The sequence below is a fragment of the Ilumatobacter coccineus YM16-304 genome, assembly GCF_000348785.1.
Lineage (GTDB): Bacteria > Actinomycetota > Acidimicrobiia > Acidimicrobiales > Ilumatobacteraceae > Ilumatobacter_A > Ilumatobacter_A coccineus.
Genome location: NC_020520.1, coordinates 3,837,349 through 3,854,923, shown reverse-complemented (window position 1 = coordinate 3,854,923; position 17,575 = coordinate 3,837,349). Strand labels below are relative to the sequence as shown.

The 17,575-nt window shown below is 67.8% G+C and carries 17 protein-coding genes and 1 tRNA gene; 12 read left to right on the top strand and 6 right to left on the bottom strand.

What is annotated here, in order from left to right:
• Positions 1-24 precede the first annotated feature (24 nt).
• The 4 genes from YM304_RS17200 to YM304_RS17190 all read left to right on the top strand — a co-directional run bounded on the left by YM304_RS17200 (position 25) and on the right by YM304_RS17190 (position 1,387).
• On the top strand, positions 25-375 hold the full coding sequence (locus YM304_RS17200) for a carboxymuconolactone decarboxylase family protein (RefSeq protein ID WP_015442992.1): 351 nt from the start codon (positions 25-27) through the stop codon (positions 373-375).
• Positions 372-569: a carboxymuconolactone decarboxylase family protein gene (locus YM304_RS17195; protein WP_015442991.1), complete on the top strand. Its 198-nt coding sequence runs from the start codon at positions 372-374 to the stop codon at positions 567-569. The genes YM304_RS17200 and YM304_RS17195 overlap by 4 nt, the downstream gene beginning before the upstream one ends.
• Positions 570-719: 150 nt before the next feature.
• Positions 720-890, top strand: coding sequence for a hypothetical protein (locus YM304_RS24865; RefSeq protein WP_154723519.1), 171 nt, complete (start codon positions 720-722; stop codon positions 888-890).
• Positions 891-895: 5 nt separating this feature from the next.
• Positions 896-1,387: an adenylyltransferase/cytidyltransferase family protein gene (locus tag YM304_RS17190; RefSeq protein ID WP_015442989.1), complete on the top strand. Its 492-nt coding sequence runs from the start codon at positions 896-898 to the stop codon at positions 1,385-1,387.
• Positions 1,388-1,474: 87 nt separating this feature from the next.
• Here YM304_RS17190 and YM304_RS17185 read toward each other — a convergent pair whose 3' ends face one another.
• On the bottom strand, positions 1,475-2,110 hold the full coding sequence (locus YM304_RS17185) for a peroxiredoxin (protein WP_015442988.1): 636 nt from the start codon (positions 2,108-2,110) through the stop codon (positions 1,475-1,477).
• 148 nt (positions 2,111-2,258) lie between these two features.
• On the opposite strand from YM304_RS17185, the gene YM304_RS17180 reads away from it, so the two are divergent.
• Positions 2,259-2,642 carry a pyridoxamine 5'-phosphate oxidase family protein gene (locus YM304_RS17180; RefSeq protein ID WP_041300476.1) on the top strand — a complete coding sequence of 128 codons (384 nt, stop codon included), beginning with the start codon at positions 2,259-2,261 and terminating at the stop codon, positions 2,640-2,642.
• A gap of 45 nt (positions 2,643-2,687) precedes the next feature.
• Here the strand turns inward: YM304_RS17180 and YM304_RS17175 are convergent, their stop codons facing one another.
• On the bottom strand, positions 2,688-3,032 hold the full coding sequence (locus tag YM304_RS17175; protein WP_015442986.1) for a nitroreductase/quinone reductase family protein: 345 nt from the start codon (positions 3,030-3,032) through the stop codon (positions 2,688-2,690).
• 104 nt (positions 3,033-3,136) lie between these two features.
• On the opposite strand from YM304_RS17175, the gene YM304_RS17170 reads away from it, so the two are divergent.
• From YM304_RS17170 to YM304_RS25115, 3 genes are all read left to right on the top strand, one after another.
• A complete protein-coding gene (locus YM304_RS17170; protein ID WP_015442985.1) occupies positions 3,137-3,799 on the top strand; it encodes a trimeric intracellular cation channel family protein in 663 nt (220 codons plus the stop codon).
• Between the two features lie 99 nt (positions 3,800-3,898).
• Positions 3,899-3,972: transfer RNA gene (locus YM304_RS17165), tRNA-Arg, on the top strand.
• Positions 3,973-4,351: 379 nt separating this feature from the next.
• Positions 4,352-4,738, top strand: a complete 387-nt coding sequence (locus YM304_RS25115; RefSeq protein WP_015442984.1) for a TIGR03618 family F420-dependent PPOX class oxidoreductase — start codon at positions 4,352-4,354, stop codon at positions 4,736-4,738.
• Between the two features lie 57 nt (positions 4,739-4,795).
• Here the strand turns inward: YM304_RS25115 and YM304_RS17155 are convergent, their stop codons facing one another.
• From YM304_RS17155 to YM304_RS22960, 3 genes are all read right to left on the bottom strand, one after another.
• Positions 4,796-5,455 carry a VOC family protein gene (locus YM304_RS17155; protein ID WP_015442983.1) on the bottom strand — a complete coding sequence of 220 codons (660 nt, stop codon included), beginning with the start codon at positions 5,453-5,455 and terminating at the stop codon, positions 4,796-4,798.
• A 67-nt stretch (positions 5,456-5,522) separates the two neighbouring features.
• On the bottom strand, positions 5,523-6,206 hold the full coding sequence (locus YM304_RS22965) for a M23 family metallopeptidase (RefSeq protein ID WP_015442982.1): 684 nt from the start codon (positions 6,204-6,206) through the stop codon (positions 5,523-5,525).
• A 106-nt stretch (positions 6,207-6,312) separates the two neighbouring features.
• Positions 6,313-6,948: a TetR/AcrR family transcriptional regulator gene (locus tag YM304_RS22960; protein ID WP_015442981.1), complete on the bottom strand. Its 636-nt coding sequence runs from the start codon at positions 6,946-6,948 to the stop codon at positions 6,313-6,315.
• Between the two features lie 69 nt (positions 6,949-7,017).
• Here YM304_RS22960 and YM304_RS22955 point away from each other — a divergent pair, with 69 nt between their 5' ends.
• Positions 7,018-7,590: a PPOX class F420-dependent oxidoreductase gene (locus YM304_RS22955; protein WP_015442980.1), complete on the top strand. Its 573-nt coding sequence runs from the start codon at positions 7,018-7,020 to the stop codon at positions 7,588-7,590.
• 107 nt (positions 7,591-7,697) lie between these two features.
• The gene (locus YM304_RS17135; protein ID WP_015442979.1) at positions 7,698-8,381 is read left to right on the top strand and encodes a TIGR00266 family protein; all 684 of its coding nucleotides are present in this window, start codon (positions 7,698-7,700) and stop codon (positions 8,379-8,381) included.
• A gap of 210 nt (positions 8,382-8,591) precedes the next feature.
• Here the strand turns inward: YM304_RS17135 and YM304_RS17130 are convergent, their stop codons facing one another.
• Positions 8,592-9,797 carry an MFS transporter gene (locus tag YM304_RS17130; protein WP_015442978.1) on the bottom strand — a complete coding sequence of 402 codons (1,206 nt, stop codon included), beginning with the start codon at positions 9,795-9,797 and terminating at the stop codon, positions 8,592-8,594.
• Positions 9,798-9,921: 124 nt separating this feature from the next.
• On the opposite strand from YM304_RS17130, the gene YM304_RS17125 reads away from it, so the two are divergent.
• Entirely contained in the window at positions 9,922-11,586 is a 1,665-nt protein-coding gene (locus tag YM304_RS17125; RefSeq protein ID WP_015442977.1) for a WS/DGAT/MGAT family O-acyltransferase, read from the top strand.
• Between the two features lie 138 nt (positions 11,587-11,724).
• On the top strand, positions 11,725-17,559 hold the full coding sequence (locus YM304_RS17120) for a beta strand repeat-containing protein (RefSeq protein WP_015442976.1): 5,835 nt from the start codon (positions 11,725-11,727) through the stop codon (positions 17,557-17,559).
• The last annotated feature ends 16 nt before the right edge of the window (positions 17,560-17,575 follow it).

The following is a 17,575-nucleotide window of genomic DNA, read 5'->3' as shown; positions in this document are numbered from 1 at the left end:
TCATCCGCACTCGCAGGGAGATCGATGCTCACGAACACGCCACTACTCGAACAGGCCGACGAACTCCGCCGCGACGCGGCCGGACGCACGCCTGGACGATTGGCCGAGCTCATCGACACCCGAGTCGCACAGCTGGTCGGCACCGCCGCAGCCGGTGTGCGCCTGCCCGACGACGTGTCGCCGGCAGAGCAGTGCGTGATCGACATCGTCGAGCAGTTCCTCGTCGACGTCCACGGCATCACCGATCGCCAGTTCGCCCGACTGTCCGATCACTACGCCCACGACGAGCAGGTGGCGATCATGTTCCACCTCGCCCTCGCCGACGGGTTCGCCAAGCTCGACCTGGTGCAGCGAGCGGACGAAACCACGACATGAGCACCACACCACGCCTCCCCTCGGCGATCGACGGCCAGCCCGCCAACATGGGATCGTTGCTCGCGCACCAACCCGAGTTGGCTCGCGGCTTCGGCGCCCTCTACGCGCAGTTCTGGAGCCACGGCGTCGTCGATCATCCGACGAAGGAAACCGTCCGAATTCGCAACGCTCGGATCACCGACTGTGGCTATTGACGCAACGTTCGCTTCGCGGTCGCGAAGCATGACGGACTCGACGAGACGCAGGTCGACGACATCGACGACGGTTGGGACGACTCCGCGCTGTCCGACCGGCAGAAGGCGGCGCTCGGGTTCGCCGACGCGTTCCTCGATGCCGAGGGGCCGATGTCGAGCGATGTGGCCGCAGCCTTCGAGGCCGAGTTCACGCCCGAACAGCAGACCGAGATCGGCGTCGGTCTCGCACTCTTCCACGGGTTCTCCAAAGTGCTGATCGCGCTCGGATGCGAACCGTCGGAGATGGACACGGTCGAACTCCCGACCCCCGGAGCCTCCTGATCAGCGTGGAGCAACGATTCTCGACCGGGTTGATCGTCGGACGATTCGACCCACCACATCTCGGCCATTCGTACATGATCGAGCAGGCGGCGCAACAGGTCGACCAGCTCGTCGTGTACGTCAACTGGTCGACACAGCGTGACACCATTCCCGGCGAGCTCCGGGCGACCTGGCTCACCGACCTGCATCCGAGCGTCGAGATCCGGGCGGTGGCGCATCAGCTCGGCACCGACTTCGACGACGACGAACTGTGGGAGAAGTGGATGGCGCTGTTCCGTGCGCACTGGCCACTCGACGACGGGCCGCACGCCGTGTTCTCGTCCGATTCGTACGTGAGCGGTCTCGCCGAACGTTTCGGGGCAGAGGCCGTCGCGGTCGACCCCGAGCGAGCAGCGGTGCCGATCAGCGCGACACAGATTCGCGATCAGCCGGCGGAGCACCTCGACAAGGTCGCCGAACCCGTCCGCGCCTGGATCGAATCGAACTGGCTGCTCTGACCGACCCGGCCGCTCTTATCGCTCTGAGTAACGACCGACCTGGTCACACCCGCGTGAACGGATGTGACCAGATCGGCTGGCGGGAGATCAGCGGTTCGGCTGCTTGGTGACGCGCAGGTACGGCTTGACCGGCTCCCAACCGGCAGGGAACAGCTCCTTGGCCTCGTCGTCGGAGAGCGCCGGGACGATGATGACGTCGTCGCCGTCGGTCCAGTTGGCCGGCGTGGCGACCTTGTGATCGGCGGTGAGCTGCAGGCTGTCGATCACGCGCAGGATCTCGTCGAAGTTGCGGCCCGTCGACGCCGGGTAGGTCAGCGTGAGCTTGACCTTCTTGTCAGGTCCGATGATGAACACCGAGCGCACGGTCAGCGTGTCGTTCGCGTTCTCGTGGATCATGTCGTACTTGTCGGCCACGGTGCGGTCGGGGTCGCCGATCATCGGGAAGTTGACGGCGGTGCCCTGCGTCTCCTCGATGTCCTTCTCCCACTCGACGTGACTGTCGACGGGGTCGACCGAGAGGCCGATGACCTTGACGTTGCGCTTGTCGAACTCCGGCTTGAGCGCGGCGACCGTTCCGAGTTCGGTGGTGCAGACCGGCGTGAAGTCCTTCGGGTGGCTGAACAGCACGCCCCACGAGTCGCCGAGCCACTCGTGGAAGTTGATCTCGCCCTGCGTCGTGGGGGCGGTGAAGTCGGGTGCGGTGTCGCCGAGACGGACGGCCATGATGTTTCTCCTCTGAGAGTTTCGGGTGTGTCGATGGTGTGGAAACCGCGAGGGTAGCCGTCGAAATCATAAACCCGACAAATCGGGTCGGGTTTATCGGGTAGTCGTCCATCGCCCGGCTCGGGCCGGCATCTGCTTGGATGTGCACATGAGCATTCCGGTCGCCATCGACGCCCTCGAAGCGAAGACGCAGGAGTACGACTACGCCTACCTCCTCACGGTCAACGACGACCAGACCCCCAAGATCGTGGCGGTCCGGCCGGTGTGGGACGGCGCCACGATCACGATCGACGAAGGCGGTCGCTCGGCGCGCAACTCGGCCGCCCGCTCGACGGTGACGATCTCGTATCCGCCGCTCGACCCGACGGGCTACACCCTGATCATCGACGGGACCGCGTCGGTCGACACGGCCGGTGAGGCAGTGACCATCTCGGTTGCGCCGACCGGAGCCGTGCTCCACCGGCCCGCGCCGGCGGGCTTCGAGGCAGCAGCAGACGGTTGCGGACACGACTGCGCTCCCATCGACAGTTGACCCCGGCGTCGTCGTCGGGGCATGCGTCGTGTCTCGTCCGGTCGATCAGTCGAGACGGATGACCGCGGTGTTCAGCGGCCCGCGATCGATCATGGCGGTGCCCGTTCGACGCTTGCCGTGGAGCCACACGCGGACGCGCTCGTGGGCTTCGATGTTCTTCAGCCACAGCGAGTTCGACCGCACGGTGCTCACGACGAGGGTGTCGCCAACGCGTGTCGACACGAGCGGAACCGACCGCCACACGCCCGACTTGCGGCCCATGGTCTCGAGGAGCACCAGGCCACCGCCGATCGGCCACGGATTGGCGAAGCCCGAGCGCACGGTGGGTTCGACCACCGAGTTGAGCGCCTGGAATCCCTGGCGCGTGAGCTCGCTTCGATCGATCGACATGGCGACAGCGTAAGGGGGCCGTCCGCGACTCCGCTCGAGGGTCGACGGCGTCGACGTGGCCGCACGACATCGGCATCGACGAGTTGTGGCGCGACGCGCCTATCGTGCCCGGCGTGTCAGTGCTCGCGCAGATCGACTCGGCGACGGGGCTCGACGCCACGCTCGAGCGAACCGTCGACCTGGTCGGTGTGTTCTTCTTCGCGGTGTCGGGCGGACTGCTCGCCGTACGCAAAGGCTTCGAACTCGTCGGGGTCATCGCGCTGTCGCTGGTGACGGCGCTCGGTGGTGGAATCATCCGCGACGTGGTCCTCGGGGCCACGCCACCGACCGCGTTCGACGACGTGCTGTACCTCATCGTGCCGTTGGTCGCCGCCGCCGTCGTGTTCGTCGGGCACGCGATCATCGAGCATCGATTCCGACGGCCCGTGATGTTCTTCGACGCCGCCGGGCTCGGCCTGTTCGCCGCAACGGGTGCGGTCAAGGCGTCGGCGTTCGAAGCGAGCGCAGTCGGCGCCGTGCTCATCGGCGTGATCACGGCGACCGGAGGCGGCATCATCCGCGACGTGTTGGCCAACGACCAGCCACACCTCTTCCACCCCGACAGCCGGCTCTATGCGATCCCAGCGGCGCTGGGTGCCACGGTCATCGTCGTGGCATGGCGCAACGGCTTCTACTCGGGCGGCGTCGCCATCGGCGTCGCCGCCGCCGTGTTCTCGTTGCGGCTCGCCGCGCTCAAGTTCGGATGGCGCGCCCCCACCCCGAGGTGATCGACCTGGTCGTTTCCATCCCGGATGGGCATCGCCAGGTTGCGGTCGGGCGGCCGGTCTGCTCGGAGATTCGAGTCGACTCCTAGACTTCGGTCTCTTGCCCTCGTAGCTCAGTTGGATAGAGCGGTCGCCTCCTAAGCGATAGGCCACAGGTTCGATTCCTGTCGAGGGCGCGTACAACAGCGGCGCGCCACGGGTTCGGTTCCTGTCGAGGGCGCAGTTGACAGTGGCATCTCGTGGTCGGCTCCTCAGCGAGAGGCCACGGGTTCGGTTCCTGTCGAGGGCGCAGTTGACAGTGGCATCTCGTGGTCGGCTCCTCAGCGAGAGGCCACAGGTTCGATTCCTGTCGAGGGCGCAGTTGACAGTGGCATCTCGTGGTCGGCTCCTCAGCGAGAGGCCACAGGTTCGATTCCTGTCGAGGGCGCGTACAACAGGGGCATCTCGTGGTCGTCTCCTCAGCGAGAGGCCACGGGTTCGGTTCCTGTCGAGGGCGCGGTTGTGAGTGGCGCGACACGGTTCGATTCCTGTCGAGGGCGCTGCGATAGTGGTGCGGTGAAACTTCCCGAGGCGTACTTCGATCTGCTCGACGCACCGGTCAACGGGCTGTTGGCCACCGTCATGTCGAGCGGGGCCCCACAGGTGTCGCCGGTCTGGTTCCTGCGCGACGGCGACGAGATCCTCGTCAGCTCGGTCGGCGGGCGGCTGCGCGAACGGCACGTGTCGGCCAACCCGTCGGTCGCGTTCACCGTCGTCGACCCCCGGAATCTCATGCGCTACATCGAGATCCGGGGCACGATGACCGTCACGGCCGATCCGACGGCGTCGACGCGAGATGCCGTGTGTCGCAAGCACGGGTTCGAGGACGGCACGGCGTTCGACAAGCCCGGCACGCCCCGCATCACGTTGCGGCTCACGCCGACGTTCGTCGTCGAACACTGAACGTCCCGTTGCGACCCGTCATGTCGCGATGGCGACGGCTCGGGCGACGCGGCGTCGTCACACGAGCGTGAAGGTGACCCCGCAGAGTTCGACGACCTCGCCGGTGCGCGACCGGTCGACCGACACCAGATCGACACCGTCGATCCCGTCGCCGCGCTCGCCGGCCTCCGTGAACCGGACGGAGACATCGAGGTCGAGCGTGCTCCAACGGGCCGACATCGCCTGCGGGTCGGTGGCCGCCACGGTGAAGCCGGCGATTCCGCTCGCCACGCTCGATCGATGCGGTGCCCAGTCGGGCCCGGCCCACGTCCAACTCCCGGGTGGGGTCGCCTCGTCGATCGACACGATCGCGCCGCCGACATCTCGCGGATGAAGGTGGCGGCCGCGGATCGTCGAGAAGTCTCCAGCCCACACGACACGGACGCCGTGTTCGGCCAAGCGGTCGATCCGAGCATCGAGATCGTCGACCTCGTAGATCGCCATGTAGCCACCGTCCCCGTCACGCTTGTCGAGCAGACGACCGGCCGTGGTGCCGGGTGCGGTCGGCGACACGACCTCGAGAAACTGGTCGCCGATGACCATGAGCGCATTGTGGAGGCCGAACTCCCCGACGCCCGGATCTCGGAAGCACACCGAGAGGTCGAACGTCGAGCACAACGTCTCGACGACCGGGTCGAGGTCGGCAGCGACGAGTGCGATCTGGCGGAGTCGGATCATCCTGAAACGGTAGCCAGGTCGACCTCCTCGACTGGCCGCGGCGGTGGCGACTTCGTGACCCCGCAGATCAGAGCTGCGTGCCGAGCCGGTTCGACGCGTGCATCTGGGCGATCTCGTTGACCACCGGGGGCGGGGCGGGCACGCACGCGCCGAGCGTGTGAGGGAACGGGTTCTCGACCACGCCGTCGGGCATCGTCTCGAAGTGGAGATGCGGGCCCTGCGCATTGCCGGTGCTCCCCACGTAGCCGATCACGTCGCCGGCAGCGACGGTGCGACTCTCGCCCTCCCAGTCGTCGAGGTGGGCGTAGTAGAACTTGTCGCCGTTGTCGGCGGTGAGCCACACGGCGCGTCCGCCGAGGTTGCTCGTCGTGAAGTTCGCCCAGCCGTCACGGACGGCGATGATCGGCGTGCCCCGGCTGGCGATGAGGTCGACACCTTCGTGGCTGCGTCCGCCGGAGCGAGCCCAGCCCCAGCTGTCCTCGAAGGTCGACGACCCGTCGATCGGGCAGGCGTCGAGGAGCAGTTCGTCATCGGGGCGAGCGCTCGAGCCCGCGACATCGTCGGTGGCGAACTGCGTCACGATGTCGGTGTGGAGTGGCCGCGGTTCGGCGCGGGCGCCGAACGGCACGCTCACCACGGCGGCGGCCACCGCGATACCGACTTTGAGGTGCTTGGCGACGACGCGTGTGCGGCGACGGCGAGGGATGGCGCGCCGCTCGGCCCGCGTGGAGGTTGCGTCCGGTCTGAACATGATCGCCGAAGTTACAGTTGTATTACGAACCTGTTGCGGTCAGGTGGCGGGAGTCACGAACGGTGATCTTCTCGTCTCGCCGCGTGGAGGCGAGGGCCTCGATGCGCTAGGCGGGCCGCCGGGTGGTCGAACCGTTGAGCTGGCTGAGGCGGATGAACGTCTCGACCGTGTCGTCGAACTCGACGTCGAAGTCGCACGAGGCGAGCGCCGCGCCGTACTCGGCGAGGGCGCGGCACTCGTCGACGCCGACCTGGTTCTCGAGGGGTCCGGTCTGTTGGCGGGCGGCGGTGGTCTCGCTCAGGAGTGCGCCCGACGTGAGGTTGACGAACAGTCGAAAGCTGCGCACGACGTCGTCGGCGCCGAGGCCGCTCTCGTCGAGTGCCTCGAGGATGCCGTCGATGCGGGTGCGGACGGCAGGGCATGCCGGAGGCGAGGTGATCATGGCGATCAGGAGTTCGGGGTGGCACAGCGCCACGCGTCGCAGTTCGCGTGCGGCGTGTCGAATTCGGTCGTCCCACGGATCGGAGGGATCGGGCGGTGTCATCTCCGCGTATGCCGCCTCGATCACCGCGTCGAGAAGCGCCGCCTTGTCGGTGACGTGCTTGTAGAGCGCCATTGCCTCGTAGCCCAGTTCGTTGCCGAGGCGTCGCATCGAGAGCCGCTCGAGTCCGTCGCGATCGATCACGGTGATGGCGGCGGCGACGATCGCGGCGCGCGACAACGGTTGGCGATCGGTGCTCATGGCGCCTGATTCTACGTTGCGAGGGGACGGAGGTTTACGCCGTACGCCGATCTGCGCTACGTTGCCGACATGGATTACACCGTAAACTCATCCGGCGCTTCGATCACGCCACTCGCAGCACTCCCGTTCGCACCGCTCGGTGGTCAGCCCGGTTTCGACGCCGAGGCACTCGATTCGTTCCTCGCCGACACGCGAATCGCCACGTTCACCTACGTGCGCAAAGACGGCCGCCCCAACGCGGCACCGCTCTGGTACACGTACCGAGACGGCGTGATGCTGTTCGTCGTCTCCACCGGGTCCGACAAGCACCGGGCGCTGCAACGCGACGACCGCGTCTGCGTGTCGGTGCAGGACGAGCGGCCGCCGTATCGCGCCGTCATCGTCGACGGCCGAGTCGAGCTGGTCGACCTCGGCACCGACGGCACGCTGTCGAAGGCGATGGCGGTGAAGTACTTCGGCAAGCTCGGCGCCGCCGAGTACGACAAGATCTCCGCCGCCGACCGCGAGGCGACCGGTCAGACGTTGATCCGGCTCGTTCCCGAACGGGTGAAGGGCTTCGACAACACCAAGGCCATCAACAAGGCGCTGCTCGGCTTCGTGCGGCTCCGAGATCGCCTGCCCATCCCACGCCGCTGGCTCTGAGCTCGCCACCGCTCCCAACCCGCCGGTGATCGCAGCGACCGGACGGTTTGTCTCTGAGACAAACCGTCCGGCCCGGCGCACCCGCTGTGTTCTGCAACGATGGGCGCATGGAGATCCAGGAACGCCACAACCCATCCTTCTCGGTCGCTCGCGCGCTGCTCGCGCCCGGTGAATCGATCCGCGCCGAGTCGGGAGCCATGATGGCCATGGCCCCCGACATGCAACTCGCCGCCAAGGTCGAAGGCGGCATGATGAAGGGCCTCAAGCGCAGCGTGCTCGGCGGCGAGTCGCTGTTCATCACCACCGCCACCGCCGGCCCGCAGGGCGGCTGGATCGACTTCGCACCGTCGTTGCCAGGCGACCTCACCACGTTCGACGTCACGCCCGACGCGCCGCTGCTCGTGCAGAAGGGGTCGTTCCTCTGCGCCGAGAGCACCGTCGAGATCGACACGAAGTTCGGTGGGCTCAAGACGATGGTCGGCGGTGAGGGAGCTTTTCTGCTGCGCGCCTCGGGCCACGGCAAGATCGTCGTGTCGCTCTACGGCGCGCTCGATCGCTTCACGCTCGCCGAAGGCCAGCAGGTCATCGTCGACACGAACCACATGGTCGCGTTCCACGAGTCGGTCACGATGGAGCTCAAGCGTGTGAGCGAGGGCCGCATCCAGTCGATGAAGACCGGCGAAGGGTTCATCTTCCTGTTCACGGGGCCGGGCGAACTGGTCATGCAGTCCCGCAACCCCGACGACATCGTCCGCTACGTCGCAGCGAACATGCCGGGCAACCGCAACTGACCAGGACGAGGGCCACCGCACCAACCCGTCGCGACGATTTCTGGCCTGGCTGAAAATCATCCTCTGGGAGAACGGTTCGCGACGATTTCTGGCCTGGCCGAAAATCATCCTCTGGGAAAACGGTTCGCGACGATTTCTGGCCTGGGCGAAAATCATCCTCTGGGCTCACGCGACGATTCTTGGCCTGGGCAGAATCACCCTCGGTGGGGGTCAGGCGTGGCGGGGGCTGGTTTCGCCGACGACGAGGACGAGCCATGCGATGACGAAGACCATCAGTCCGGCGAGCACGAGGGATGCCGTGCCGAGTGACGCGGCCGAACCGACGAACCCGACGAGGAGCGGTCCGATGATCTTGCCGACGTCTTGGATGACGGCGATCGCCGCGAGGAACGGGCCCGGCGCGTCGGCCGGAGCGAGATCGGAACCGAGGGTGAGCAGCGAACCCGAACTCAGCCCGTTGCCGATGCCCATGATCGCGCCGGCGACGACGGCCGCTCCGGTGGTGTCGGCGAAGCCGAGCACGACGAGTCCGATCGCGATCAGACCGAACGAGGGCACCATCGCAGCGAGCCGGCCGAACCGGTCGAGCACGTAGCCCGCCACCGGAAAGAGCACGAGGTCGGCCGCCGTGCCGACCGTGACGAGCGCGCCGACCGCTGTCGGCGACAGGCCGAGGTCATCGCCGATCAGCGGCACCACGACGTAGCGACCCTCGCGCACTGCCATGGTGAGCATCGGAACGAATGCCACCAGCGCCAGCACGCGGCGGTGCACGCGGATGGACTCGAAGAGCCCGATCGGGTCGACCGGCGATCCGTCCTCGGCGTCGAGCACATCGTCGCGCTCGGCAGCCGGTTGCAGCAGCGGCGGGATCATGCCGAGCGCCGTGACCGCCCCGGCGATGGCGAACGTCGCCTCGAACCCGAGCGTGTCGGCGAGCACCCCGCCGAGCAGCGGACCCACGAACAACGACATGCGGAACGAGCCGCCGATGGTCGACATCGCCCGCCCGCGCACGGTCCTTGCGACACGTCGGGTGATGTACGTCTGCCGCGAGAGGCGCAGCGCGATGTTCGCCGCGCCCGTACCGAGACGCATCGCGACGAGTGCGATCGACGCCTCGGTGAGACCGAGTACCGCGGAGGTGATCGCCACGGCGGCGATGGCCGCGAACATCACACGCCGTTCACCGAACCGCGCGATGAGCGCACCGGCGGGCAACCCGCCGATCGTGGCGCCGATGCCGACGCCGGACAGGACCACCGACGTCATCCGCAGCGACAGGCCGACCTCGGTGAGATACAGCGGAAGCACCGGGACGAGCAGCGCCAGTCCGAACGTGCCGGCGACGATCGGGAGGTAGACGGGCAACACGAGCCGGCGAAGCACTCGGCTCACTCGTTCGTCGGGTGCCACACGTCGGACCGTATCCGCGGACCGTCGAGCAGCCGCTGCTCGGGTTCTGGCGCGCGGCACCTCGTGGATGGTGCATGATGCAGACGTGCCGAGGTGGATCGGTGCGATCGACAAGAGGGGGATCATGAAGCAGCTCACCGGACTGGATGTCAGCTTTCTCGTGATGGAGACGCCCACCACGTATGGCCATGTGAACGGCCTGAGTATCTACGAAAGACCGTCCGACGACTTCGACCCCTTCACCGAAGTTCGCAAACGGCTGAGCATCATGGTCGATCACCTCGAGCCGCTGCGTCGCAAGCTGGTCGAGGTCCCGTTCGAACTCGATCGGCCGTACTGGATCGAGGACGCGGACTTCGACATCGACTTCCACGTGCGTCACCTCGGCCTCGCCCCACCGGGCGCCACCGATCAACTCGCCGAGCAGGTGGCGCGAATCGTCGGGCGCAAGATGGATCGCAGTCGGCCGCTGTGGGAGGCGTACGTCATCGAGGGCCTCGCCGACGGTCGGTGGGCGCTGCTGCAGAAGACGCACCACGCCACGATCGACGGCGCCTCTGGCGTGATCATGCTGAAGATGTTCACCGAGGACTCGCCCGACGAGGTGTACGGCTACGAGCACCAGCCGTGGGTCGGCGAGGAGCCGCCGAGCCGGGCCGAGATGCTGCAACGCGCCGCTCGCAACCTGGCGCTCAACCCGCTCCGCGGGGTACGGCTCGGGCTGAGCATGGTGCGAGACGTCGCCGATGCCGCGGGCGTGTCGAGTGTGAGCGGGGCCGTCACGACCGCGCGCAAGCAGCTCGGCGCGATCTCGAAACGCAACGACCCGTCGCACGCCACCGAGACCGATGGTTCGTCGGTGATGATTCCGCTCACGCCCGCGCCGCCGACGCCGTGGAATCACACGGTCACGCCGCACCGCCGCTTCGCCATGCGTTCGATGCAGCTGTCGAACCTGAAGCGGTTGAAGGAGGCGACCGGTGGCACGCTCAACGACGTCGTCATGGCCATCTGCGCCGGCGCACTTCGCGAGTACCTCATTCGACACGAGGCGTTGCCCGACGATCCACTGCGGGCGATGGTGCCGGTGTCGATCCGAACCGGCAAGGAAGAGGATCCGTGGACCAACCGGGTGTCGGCGATCGTGGCCGAACTGCCGACCAACTGCGCCGACCCGCTCGAACGAGTCGGGCTCTGTCGTGACGCGATGCAGACGGCGAAGCGTCAGTTCGAACTCGTTCCGGCCGAAGCGCTCGCCGAGGCGACCACGTACACGTCGCCGGTGATCGCTGCGTCGGCCGCGCGGCTCATGCAGCGGCTCAAGTTCGCCGATCGCATCAACACGCCGATCAACGTCGTGATCTCGAACGTGCCGGGACCGCGTCAGGCGCTCTATTTCGCCGGCGCGAAGCTCGACGCCTACATCCCGGTGTCGACGATCTCCGACGGCGTGGGGCTCAACATCACCGTCCACAGCTACGAGGACCGGATGGACTTCGGGTTGATCTCCGACCGCGAGCTCGTCCCCGATCTCTGGGATCTCGTCGATCTGCACATCGAAGAGATCCATCGACTCTTCGAGGCGACCGGTGCCGACTGGGCAGAGGAGCCGCTCCCGCCGACGATGCGACAGGGCGGCGATGGCGTGGCCGCCGTACCGCCACGCTCGCAGGCGAAGAAGGCCGCCACGAAGAAAACCGCGACCAAGAAAACCGCGACCAAGAAAGCCGCGACGAAGAAGACCGCGGCCAAGAAGACGGTGAAGAAGAAGAGCTCGAAGAAGTCGTAGCGCCGAGCGGCGCACGCCGGACCGGCCGGCGCCGCGAGTCGGGCGGCGCAGGTCGAGATGGCGGCATGGAGCCTCGACGGGGACGAAGGTGGTGCAGGCACACCTGTTCCGCCATCGTGAATCGGTCAGACTGGGCTGATGGTCTTGTCGAAGCGCCGTGTCGGAGCCGTGCTGATCGCTGTCGCGTCGTTGGTCGGGTCGATGCTCGTGCCGGTGACCGTCGCGGCAGAGACGCACACCGGCGCCGTGCACGCCACGGCAGAACTCTCGGTCGCTCCGGCGTACCAGGCCGTGCCGGTTGCCCGCGTCGCCGACACTCGCGGCGACGTCACGGCGGCGCTCCAGGTGCCGATCGGTCGGCTCACACCAGGGGTGCCGCTGGTGCTCGACCTCGCCGGGGAAGCGGGCATTCCGAACGACGGTGTCGCAGCGGTCGACCTGAACGTCGCCGTCACCGCGGTGGCCCGGACCGGCTACCTCGCCGTGTACCCGTGCGCCGATGGCGACGACGGTACCGCCAGGCTCAACTACACCGCGCCGGCGACCGGTTCGTCCGCCATCGCTGTCCAGGTCCTCGCGCAGCTCGACGTCGACGGTGCGGTGTGCATCGCAGCGTCGGCACCGGCCCACGTCATCGTCGACACGAGCGGCTACCTCGCCGACGGCGGTCCGCTCCGGCCGCTTGCTGCAACCCGGTTGTTCGACACCCGCACGGGTGACGGCGCAGTTGCCGTGAAGACGGCGAAGCCAGCGGTCGAGACGCCCTTCCCGATCGAGGTCGCCGGTGTGGCCGGTGTTCCCGAGTCCGGTGTGTCGGCGGTGTTGTTGAGCGTCGCCGCGGTCAAGGGCACGGCACCAGGGTTCGTGTCGGTGTACCCGTGTGCCGACGGCTACCAGGGCACCGCCAACCTCAATCACCGAGTGACCGACCCTGTCGCCAACTCGGTCATCGCACCGCTCGATGAGAACGGCGAGATCTGCTTCTACAACTCGGCGTCGGTCGATCTCGTGGTCGACATCTCTGCTTGGTTCGCCGACGACGGCGGGTTCGAGGCGCTCGAACCGACCCGTGTCGCCGACACGCGAGATGGTGTCGGCGACATCCCGATCGGACGCCTCACTCCGTTCGAGCCGCTCGCGATCACGCTGGCCGGAGAGGGCGGCGTGCCCCCGACGGGAGTCGATGCCGTGTCGTTGAACGTGGCGGTCGCCCGCTCGACGGCCGCAGGCTTCCTGGCGATCTTCCCGTGTGACGAGGAGTGGAACGGCACGGCCTCGCTCAACTTCCGGCTCGGCGAACCGATCTCCAATGCCGCGCTCACGCCGCTGGCCGCCGACGGCACGGCATGTGTGCTGGCGAGCTCGCCCGTCGACGTGATCATCGACGTCAACGGTTGGTTCGGAAACGGTGAGCAGGCGGTCGACGACGAGTTCGCCATCGACGAAGACTCGGGGTTCAACCAGTTCGACGTGTTGGCCAACGACGTCGGTACCGACACCGTGACCGCGGTGACGCAGCCGGCCAACGGCTCGGTTGCCATCACCAACGACGGCGACGATGTCAGGTACATCCCGCAGGCGAACTACTGCAACACCGGCGACGAACCCGACGAGTTCACCTACACCGCCGAACCCGGCCCGACCACGGCCACGGTCAGCGTGACGGTCACGTGCATCGACGACGCTCCGAGCGCCGTCGACGACGCGTCGACCATGACCGAAGATGCGGCCACCACGTCGATCGACGTGTTGTCCAACGACACCGACGTCGACGGCGGCCCGATCAGCATCGCCTCGGTGACCCAGCCGGGCGACGGGGTGGCGACCACCGACGGTGCGACCGTCGCCTACACGCCCGACGCCGACGCGTGCAACGACGGATCGCCGACCGACGACTTCATCTACACCCTTGCGCCGGGCGGCGGCACAGCGACCGTGTCGGTCACGGTGACGTGTGTCCCCGACGCACCGGTCGCGGTCGACGACGAGGGCGTCGGCTTCGTGATCGCCGAGGACGACACGCCGCTGACGATCATGCCGCTGGCCAACGACACCGACGTCGACGGCGGGCCGATCTCGATCGTCGCCATCACCGACCCGGTCAACGGGACGGCCGAGATCACCAACGGTGGCGCCGATCTGACATACGAGCCCGATCCCGGCTATTGCAACGACGGGTCGCCGACCGACGACTTCACCTACACCCTCGAGCCCGGAGGCTCGACTGCGACGATCGCGATGGCGGTGACGTGTGTGAATGATGCTCCACTGGCGGTCGACGACGTGTTCGCGTCCGACGTCACGCCGGGCAGTGCGAACGATCGCAACGCCATCGGCAACACCACGCTGAAGGTCGGCGCTGCCGCCGGCACCGGCATCGAGCGGGCGGTGGCGGGCAGCTTGCTCGACAACGACACCGACGGCGACGCCGGACAGGCCGACGCCGACACGTTGAGCGTGTCCGACGTCGAGGCGGTCGGCGGCGCGGCTCCGTTCACGGCGACCACCGCCGAGGGTGGCACCGTCGTGGTGGACGACGACGGGACGTTCGTCTTCACGCCGGCACCTGGCTTCGGGAGCGACGTGGCACCGTTGCCGACCGACTCGTTCGAGTACACGATCACCGACGGCACGGCCACGTCGACGGCGACCGCCACGATCGAGGTGTCGGCACCGGTCTGGTACGTCGATTCGGCGGCTCCGGCCGGTGGCGACGGTCGTTCGACGTCTCCCTTCGACGGGCTCGACTCGTTGAACGGCGAAACGGCAGACCTCGACGACCCCGGCGACACGATCTTCCTCTACACGGGGAGCGTCTACGAGGGCGGGCTGCCACTCCAGACCGACCAGCGGTTGATCGGCGAGCCCGTTGGGCTGTCGGCCGACGGCACACAACTGCTCGCGCCGAACGGCGGTGTCTTGCGCCCTGAGATCACCACGACCGGCAGTGGTGAGATCGGCATCGAACTGGCGAGCGGCGTGATCGTCGACAGCGTGGCGACTCGGAACACCGGATCCGGGCCGTCGGGCCGCGGCGACGGATGGTCGGCCGACGGTGTCGGCGACATCTCGCTGCACCACGTCGCGCACTTCGGCGTCGGTTTCCACGGCTTCGACATCGACGGACTCGTGGGCGACCTCGCGGTGACCGGCACCCTCGCCGTCTTCCCGGCGGTCGAGGGCACCACGTCGGCCGATGCGGTCGCCATCGCCGGGTCGACACCCGCCGCGTCGGTCACGATCGACGACCTGGCCGTGTTCGGTTCGGGGTCCGGGGGAGTCGTCATCGCCGGCAACGCCGGGCCGGTCACCATCACCGACGGCTCGATCCACGGCAACGCCGGCACGGGACTGTCGATCCTCACCGGGTCCGCCGCCGTCTCGTACGGGGGCACCGTCGGCGTGCCGGTCTCGAACGACGGCGCCGTCTCGATCTCCGGGCGCCAGGGAACCACGACGCTGACCGGCGCGATCTCCGACAGCGGTGGTACCGGCGTCGGAATCCTCAACACCGCAAGCGGTTCGACCATGTTCTCGGGGGCGATCGATCTGAACGACGGCGCCGGGCTCCACCTCGTGGGCAACGCCGACGGCTCGACGTCGTTCGACGGCCCGGTCACGATCACCGGCGGCACCGGCATCTCGGTCACCACGCCCGCATCGAGCACCGCCTCGACGACGTTCAGCGAGTACGTCGATGTCGACATCACCACCGAGACCGGCGTGCACGTCAGTTCGGCCAACCCGTCAGCGGCGGTCGTGGCGTTCGAGGGCGGTCTCGAGGTCGACACGACGAGCGGAACCGCCGTGTCGACCTCCGGTGGACGACTCGACATCGTCGACTCGACCGGTCAGGGCGAAACCCTCCGCACGACCAGCGGCATCGTGCTCTCGATGAACAACACGTCGGGGACCATCGACCTCGAATCGGTCGACAACGTGCTCGCCACCGGCGTCGGCACCGTGATCCTCGACTCGGTCGGCTCGGTCGATCTGGGCGTCGCGACCCTCGATGGGCAACACGTCGCGGGTGGCGGCGGGTTCCGGTACGGGCAGGTCATCACGGTCGACGGCGCGACGCGGTTCGCCACCGACCCGGCATCGGCCATCACCGGCACGACGGTCGGCTCCGTGAACCTCGCGAACGTCACCGACCTCGCATTCGCTGCCGCCTCGCTCACGTCCACGCCCGACAACGGCGGGAGCGGCGTCGTGCTCACCGACATCGCCGCCGGCACGTTTGCCGTGTCCGGGCAGACGAGTTCGGTGGGCGGCTCCGTCGGTGTTCGAGTCACGAGGTCAGCGGCCGATGTGACGATGGGGTCGCTGGTGCTCGGCGACGCGGTGACAGCGTTCGGTACCTACGGGGTGGTGCTCGACGACGTGTCGGGTTCGGTCGACATCGACGGCGGTGCGATCCAGAACGCGCTGTCACGAGCCGTCTGGGTCACCGGTGGCTCCGGCGCCGTCTCGTACGCCGGTACCGTCGCGGCCGACACGGGCCACAGCGTGCGGGTCCAGGACCGTACGTCGGGTCTCGTCGAGTTCACCGGACTGGTCTCGGCGAGCGGTCCGGCGTCGGGCGTCGACGTCAGCAACGTGTCCGGCGGCGTCTCGTTCGTCGGAGGCATCGACATCGACGTCTCGTCCTCACTCCCGGCGTTCCAAGCTGTCGGCAGTGCCATCACCGTCGTGTCGCCGGCCAGCGGAACCAACGAGCTGTCGAACACGGGCGGGGGAGCGGCCCTCGTCCTCACCAACTCGACGATTCCCGTCGCCGGCGTCACCTTCGACTCCGTGTCGGCGGGAGGGGCCGGCGGCGCGGTCTCGATCTTCGGAGTCGACGGGCCCGGAGCGTTGACGCTCGACGGTGGTGCGATCACCGGCGACACCGCCGCAAATGCGATCAGCCTGTGGAACACGACTGCTCCGATCACGATCTCGTCGATGACGGTCGACGGGTCGGCCGGGCGGGCGGTGTACGCCCAGAACTCGGCCGACGTCACGATCAGCGACATCAGCATCACCGGATTCGGCGGCGACGCAGCGATCGCCGCGATCGCCAACGGAACGGCGGGCGCCTTCACGCTCACCGCTTCCGATGGCCAGCACTCGACGATCACCCAGCCCGGGCCCAACGGGCGAGCCGTCGACGTCCGCAACTTCGGAACGACCGACATGACCGCTGTCGTCGAGCGACTCGTCACCAACGGCGGCGCGACCGGGGTGTTTCTGCGAGGCGAAGGCACCGGCGAGTTCCTGGCCACCGTCGGGCACCCGGGAGCGGATGATCCCGACGACACGACGGGCGGTGCCCCGGCGAACGTGACGATCACCGACCCGTCCGACGTCGCCGTCGACCTCGAGATCTTCGCGTCGGTGTCGACCCGTGTGCTGCTCGACGACGTCGAGCACTCCGGAGCGCCAGCGAGCACCGGCGGACTCGCCGTCGACGTGACGGCGATCGGTTCGGGCGCCGAACTCGATCTCGTCATCGAGGACTCGTCGCTCCAGCCGACGTCCGGCTCCGGCATCGACATGAACTACGACACCAGCGCTGCGTTCCAGACCGCGCTCGACGTGCTGCTGCGACGGGTCGACGCCGGCGGCGACGGCTTGACCGCCGAGGTCGCCAACGCTGCCGAGATGAACATCGTGGCGACCGACTCCACATTCTCCGGCGCGACGACCGGGGCCGCGCTCACGGTGCCTGGAGCCGGAGGACTCGCGGCTGCGATGTGCCTCGACCTGTCCGACAACTCGTTCTCCGGAGCGACGAACGACGTGACCATCGACGGACAGGGTGCCCGCTACTCGATGGTCGACCTCGCCGGATCGCTCCCCGCCGATGTCCAGACCTGGCTCGACGCATCGAACGACGACGGCGGTGACCCGGGAACCGCGCTGGAGACCGTCATCGCCGACACCGGCTACAGCTCAGCCACGACCTGCACACAAGCCACCGCTCCCTGACCCGGCCCAGCGACTC